The 6,132-nt window shown below is 50.2% G+C and carries 9 tRNA genes and 3 rRNA genes (1 of these 12 cut by a window edge); all 12 read right to left on the bottom strand.

Features of this window, described 5'->3' with window-relative positions:
• Positions 1-1,267 (bottom strand): 16S ribosomal RNA (locus NSQ70_RS00560); it reaches 282 nt to the left of the window's first position.
• Positions 1,268-1,392: 125 nt separating this feature from the next.
• Positions 1,393-1,468, bottom strand: a tRNA-Ala gene (locus NSQ70_RS00555).
• Positions 1,469-1,476: 8 nt separating this feature from the next.
• Positions 1,477-1,553 (bottom strand) — tRNA-Pro (locus tag NSQ70_RS00550).
• A 7-nt stretch (positions 1,554-1,560) separates the two neighbouring features.
• Positions 1,561-1,637 (bottom strand) — tRNA-Arg (locus tag NSQ70_RS00545).
• Between the two features lie 11 nt (positions 1,638-1,648).
• Positions 1,649-1,734, bottom strand: a tRNA-Leu gene (locus NSQ70_RS00540).
• A 12-nt stretch (positions 1,735-1,746) separates the two neighbouring features.
• Positions 1,747-1,818: transfer RNA gene (locus NSQ70_RS00535), tRNA-Gly, on the bottom strand.
• 30 nt (positions 1,819-1,848) lie between these two features.
• A tRNA-Leu gene (locus NSQ70_RS00530) sits at positions 1,849-1,931 on the bottom strand.
• 7 nt (positions 1,932-1,938) lie between these two features.
• Positions 1,939-2,014 (bottom strand) — tRNA-Lys (locus NSQ70_RS00525).
• A 37-nt stretch (positions 2,015-2,051) separates the two neighbouring features.
• Positions 2,052-2,127: transfer RNA gene (locus NSQ70_RS00520), tRNA-Thr, on the bottom strand.
• A gap of 33 nt (positions 2,128-2,160) precedes the next feature.
• Positions 2,161-2,236: transfer RNA gene (locus NSQ70_RS00515), tRNA-Val, on the bottom strand.
• A gap of 782 nt (positions 2,237-3,018) precedes the next feature.
• Positions 3,019-3,134 (bottom strand): 5S ribosomal RNA (rrf, locus tag NSQ70_RS00510).
• A gap of 61 nt (positions 3,135-3,195) precedes the next feature.
• A 23S ribosomal RNA gene (locus NSQ70_RS00505) occupies positions 3,196-6,126 on the bottom strand.
• Positions 6,127-6,132: the final 6 nt, after the last annotated feature.

The raw sequence follows: 6,132 nt of genomic DNA, 5'->3' as shown, positions 1-6,132 counted from the left end.
TCGCAGCCCTTTGTTCTGTCCATTGTAGCACGTGTGTAGCCCAGGTCATAAGGGGCATGATGATTTGACGTCATCCCCACCTTCCTCCGGTTTGTCACCGGCAGTCACCTTAGAGTGCCCAACTAAATGCTGGCAACTAAGATCAAGGGTTGCGCTCGTTGCGGGACTTAACCCAACATCTCACGACACGAGCTGACGACAACCATGCACCACCTGTCACTCTGTCCCCGAAGGGAAAGCCCTATCTCTAGGGTTGTCAGAGGATGTCAAGACCTGGTAAGGTTCTTCGCGTTGCTTCGAATTAAACCACATGCTCCACCGCTTGTGCGGGCCCCCGTCAATTCCTTTGAGTTTCAGTCTTGCGACCGTACTCCCCAGGCGGAGTGCTTAATGCGTTAGCTGCAGCACTAAGGGGCGGAAACCCCCTAACACTTAGCACTCATCGTTTACGGCGTGGACTACCAGGGTATCTAATCCTGTTCGCTCCCCACGCTTTCGCTCCTCAGCGTCAGTTACAGACCAGAGAGTCGCCTTCGCCACTGGTGTTCCTCCACATCTCTACGCATTTCACCGCTACACGTGGAATTCCACTCTCCTCTTCTGCACTCAAGTTTCCCAGTTTCCAATGACCCTCCCCGGTTGAGCCGGGGGCTTTCACATCAGACTTAAGAAACCGCCTGCGAGCCCTTTACGCCCAATAATTCCGGACAACGCTTGCCACCTACGTATTACCGCGGCTGCTGGCACGTAGTTAGCCGTGGCTTTCTGGTTAGGTACCGTCAAGGTGCAAGCAGTTACTCTTGCACTTGTTCTTCCCTAACAACAGAGCTTTACGATCCGAAAACCTTCATCACTCACGCGGCGTTGCTCCGTCAGACTTTCGTCCATTGCGGAAGATTCCCTACTGCTGCCTCCCGTAGGAGTCTGGGCCGTGTCTCAGTCCCAGTGTGGCCGATCACCCTCTCAGGTCGGCTACGCATCGTCGCCTTGGTGAGCCGTTACCTCACCAACTAGCTAATGCGCCGCGGGTCCATCTGTAAGTGACAGCCGAAACCGTCTTTCATCCTTGAACCATGCGGTTCAAGGAACTATCCGGTATTAGCTCCGGTTTCCCGGAGTTATCCCAGTCTTACAGGCAGGTTACCCACGTGTTACTCACCCGTCCGCCGCTAACATCCGGGAGCAAGCTCCCTTCTGTCCGCTCGACTTGCATGTATTAGGCACGCCGCCAGCGTTCGTCCTGAGCCAGGATCAAACTCTCCGAAAAAGTACAAAACCGAAGTTTTGCTTTTCGCCAGTTTGACTGACTACCTATGATGTATCATAGGATTTTTTTATAAAAACTCGAATTAACAGGTACGTTTTGTCTTGTTTAGTTTTCAAAGATCATATTGGTGGAGCCTAGCGGGATCGAACCGCTGACCTCCTGCGTGCAAGGCAGGCGCTCTCCCAGCTGAGCTAAGGCCCCATAAAAGATGGTCGGGAAGACAGGATTCGAACCTGCGACCCCTTGGTCCCAAACCAAGTGCTCTACCAAGCTGAGCTACTTCCCGATCTTAATGGCGCGCCCGAGAGGAGTCGAACCCCTAACCTTTTGATCCGTAGTCAAACGCTCTATCCAATTGAGCTACGGGCGCTTATTTTATAATGCCGAGGGCCGGACTTGAACCGGCACGGTAGTCACCTACCGCAGGATTTTAAGTCCTGTGTGTCTGCCAATTCCACCACCCCGGCGTGGATGGTATAAGCGGAAGACGGGATTCGAACCCGCGACCCCCACCTTGGCAAGGTGGTGTTCTACCACTGAACTACTTCCGCATTACAGGATTTCTTTATGTTGTTTGGCAATGCGGGTGAAGGGACTTGAACCCCCACGTCATAAAGACACTAGATCCTAAGTCTAGCGCGTCTGCCAATTCCGCCACACCCGCATGAAAATGGTGAGCCATGAAGGACTCGAACCTTCGACCCTCTGATTAAAAGTCAGATGCTCTACCAACTGAGCTAATGGCTCGCTTTTAAAGCGACTTGTCTATCTTACCATATGAAAGTGGTGCCGGCAAGAGGACTTGAACCCCCAACCTACTGATTACAAGTCAGTTGCTCTACCAGTTGAGCTACACCGGCTTTATCTATCCTAACATTATGTAAGAATAAATATGGTGGAGGATGACGGGCTCGAACCGCCGACCCTCTGCTTGTAAGGCAGATGCTCTCCCAGCTGAGCTAATCCTCCATATCATGTCGTTTCGAATGCCTCTCGATCTGACAAATAGTATTATATAACGATAAGATATTGTTTGTAAAGACTTTTTTAAAATAATTTTTGAATTTATTTTAAAGCTATTTTTTCACATCTTTTCGTTAAGGCACCTAAAGAAGTTTACCACTTGTCTCTTCATTTTAAAAGTCTTTTTTTCATTTTTTTATGTTTTTTTGTTAAAAAGGGCATTAATAGCGCTTTTTCAATGTAAAAACAGCTCTTTTAAAGCTGAAAAATGTTTGTTTTATTCCTTAAATCCTCAGATAACGTGCATATAGAAACGAATTTTTTTATTATTTTATTTTTCCGAGAAACCATTTTGTATATTTGCTTTATATTAAATTGATCCTGGTCATTTTCCAAAAATTCGTCTCAATGTTCCCCTGCCTCATCAAACATTGTGGTGCTTAACTCAAATCTTCCTCCCCTCTCTCATTAGCAAACCAAGATGCCCTTTGCTCTCTTATGTAGGTTTCAATGATCTAGCAGCAAGCGCAGTTCGCTACATATGGTTGCCAGAGGAGAAGACCCTTTTTAGACATGTTTACTCTTTCGATGTTGACTCTTAGCAAGATGAGCGAGCGACGAGGTTGGATGATAAGAATTTTATAGAATGTCTAGAATTCCAGTGAAGGGGATGAAATGAATGAGTTATTGAGAATGTAGTGAAAGACCACTATTTTCAATATAAATAGATATATCATTTATTAAAACACAAAAAAGACCAGTTCCGACTGGAACTGATCCTTTGAAAAGCTTGGCGGCGTCCTACTCTCACAGGGGGAAACCCCCAACTACCATCGGCGCTGAAGAGCTTAACTTCCGTGTTCGGTATGGGAACGGGTGTGACCTCTTCGCTATCGCCACCAAACCTGATGGAGAGAATGTTCTCTCAAAACTAGATAACAATGTTCATTTTTCACATTAGAATATAGGTTAAGTCCTCGATCTATTAGTATCTGTCAGCTCCACGTGTCACCACGCTTCCACCTCAGACCTATCAACCTGATCATCTTTCAGGGATCTTACTTCCTTGCGGAATGGGAAATCTCATCTTGAGGGGGGCTTCATGCTTAGATGCTTTCAGCACTTATCCCGTCCGCACATAGCTACCCAGCGATGCCCTTGGCAGAACAACTGGTACACCAGCGGTGCGTCCATCCCGGTCCTCTCGTACTAAGGACAGCTCCTCTCAAATTTCCTGCGCCCGCGACGGATAGGGACCGAACTGTCTCACGACGTTCTGAACCCAGCTCGCGTACCGCTTTAATGGGCGAACAGCCCAACCCTTGGGACCGACTACAGCCCCAGGATGCGATGAGCCGACATCGAGGTGCCAAACCTCCCCGTCGATGTGGACTCTTGGGGGAGATAAGCCTGTTATCCCCGGGGTAGCTTTTATCCGTTGAGCGATGGCCCTTCCATGCGGAACCACCGGATCACTAAGCCCGACTTTCGTCCCTGCTCGACTTGTAGGTCTCGCAGTCAAGCTCCCTTGTGCCTTTACACTCTGCGAATGATTTCCAACCATTCTGAGGGAACCTTTGGGCGCCTCCGTTACATTTTAGGAGGCGACCGCCCCAGTCAAACTGCCCACCTGACACTGTCTCCCTGCCCGATAAGGGCAGCGGGTTAGAAGGTCAATACAGCCAGGGTAGTATCCCACCGATGCCTCCACCGAAGCTAGCGCTCCGGTTTCCAAGGCTCCTACCTATCCTGTACAAGCTGTACCAACATTCAATATCAGGCTGCAGTAAAGCTCCACGGGGTCTTTCCGTCCTGTCGCGGGTAACCTGCATCTTCACAGGTACTATAATTTCACCGAGTCTCTCGTTGAGACAGTGCCCAGATCGTTGCGCCTTTCGTGCGGGTCGGAACTTACCCGACAAGGAATTTCGCTACCTTAGGACCGTTATAGTTACGGCCGCCGTTTACTGGGGCTTCAATTCGCACCTTCGCTTACGCTAAGCGCTCCTCTTAACCTTCCAGCACCGGGCAGGCGTCAGCCCCTATACTTCGCCTTACGGCTTCGCAGAGACCTGTGTTTTTGCTAAACAGTCGCCTGGGCCTATTCACTGCGGCTTCTCGGGGCTTTAACACCCTAAGAAGCACCCCTTCTCCCGAAGTTACGGGGTCATTTTGCCGAGTTCCTTAACGAGAGTTCTCTCGATCACCTTAGGATTCTCTCCTCGCCTACCTGTGTCGGTTTGCGGTACGGGCACCTCTCACCTCGCTAGAGGCTTTTCTTGGCAGTGTGGAATCAGGAACTTCGCTACTAAATTTCGCTCGCCATCACAGCTCAGCCTTCACGGGAAACGGATTTGCCTATTTCCCAGCCTAACTGCTTGGACGCGGATATCCAATACCGCGCTTACCCTATCCTCCTGCGTCCCCCCATTGCTCAAATGGTGAGGAGGTGGTACAGGAATATCAACCTGTTGTCCATCGCCTACGCCTTTCGGCCTCGGCTTAGGTCCCGACTAACCCTGAGCGGACGAGCCTTCCTCAGGAAACCTTAGGCATTCGGTGGACGGGATTCTCACCCGTCTTTCGCTACTCATACCGGCATTCTCACTTCTAAGCGCTCCACCAGTCCTTCCGGTCTGACTTCACTGCACTTAGAACGCTCTCCTACCACTGTTCGTAAGAACAGTCCGCAGCTTCGGTGATACGTTTAGCCCCGGTACATTTTCGGCGCAGAGTCACTCGACCAGTGAGCTATTACGCACTCTTTAAATGGTGGCTGCTTCTAAGCCAACATCCTGGTTGTCTAAGCAACTCCACATCCTTTTCCACTTAACGTATACTTTGGGACCTTAGCTGGCGGTCTGGGCTGTTTCCCTTTCGACTACGGATCTTATCACTCGCAGTCTGACTCCCAAGGATAAGTCATCGGCATTCGGAGTTTGACTGAATTCGGTAACCCGGTAGGGGCCCCTAGTCCAATCAGTGCTCTACCTCCGAGACTCTTACCTTGAGGCTAGCCCTAAAGCTATTTCGGAGAGAACCAGCTATCTCCAGGTTCGATTGGCATTTCACCCCTACCCACACCTCATCCCCGCACTTTTCAACGTGCGTGGGTTCGGGCCTCCATTCAGTGTTACCTGAACTTCACCCTGGACATGGGTAGATCACCTGGTTTCGGGTCTACGACCACGTACTCATGCGCCCTATTCAGACTCGCTTTCGCTGCGGCTCCGCATCTTCTGCTTAACCTTGCACGGGATCGTAACTCGCCGGTTCATTCTACAAAAGGCACGCCATCACCCGTTAACGGGCTCTGACTACTTGTAGGCACACGGTTTCAGGATCTATTTCACTCCCCTTCCGGGGTGCTTTTCACCTTTCCCTCACGGTACTGGTTCACTATCGGTCACTAGGGAGTATTTAGCCTTGGGAGATGGTCCTCCCGGATTCCGACGGAATTTCACGTGTTCCGCCGTACTCAGGATCCACTCTGGAGAGAACAACATTTCAGTTACAGGGCTGTTACCTTCTTTGGCGGGCCTTTCCAGACCTCTTCGCTTATATCGTTCCTTTGTAACTCCGTATAGAGTGTCCTACAACCCCAAGAGGCAAGCCTCTTGGTTTGGGCTGTTCCCGTTTCGCTCGCCGCTACTCAGGGAATCGCATTTGCTTTCTCTTCCTCCGGGTACTTAGATGTTTCAGTTCCCCGGGTATGCCTTCTCATACTCTATGTATTCAAGTATGGATACTACTCCATTACGAGCAGTGGGTTTCCCCATTCGGAAATCTCCGGATCAAAGCTTGCTTACAGCTCCCCGAAGCATATCGGTGTTCGTCCCGTCCTTCATCGGCTCCTAGTGCCAAGGCATCCACCGTGCGCCCTTTCTAACTTAACCATTTCT

The organism is Bacillus sp. FSL R5-0397 (genome assembly GCF_038593395.1).
Taxonomy (GTDB): domain Bacteria; phylum Bacillota; class Bacilli; order Bacillales; family Bacillaceae; genus Bacillus; species Bacillus altitudinis.
The sequence above is the reverse complement of the archived record's forward strand: the minus strand, read 5'-3'. Positions and strand labels throughout refer to the sequence as shown.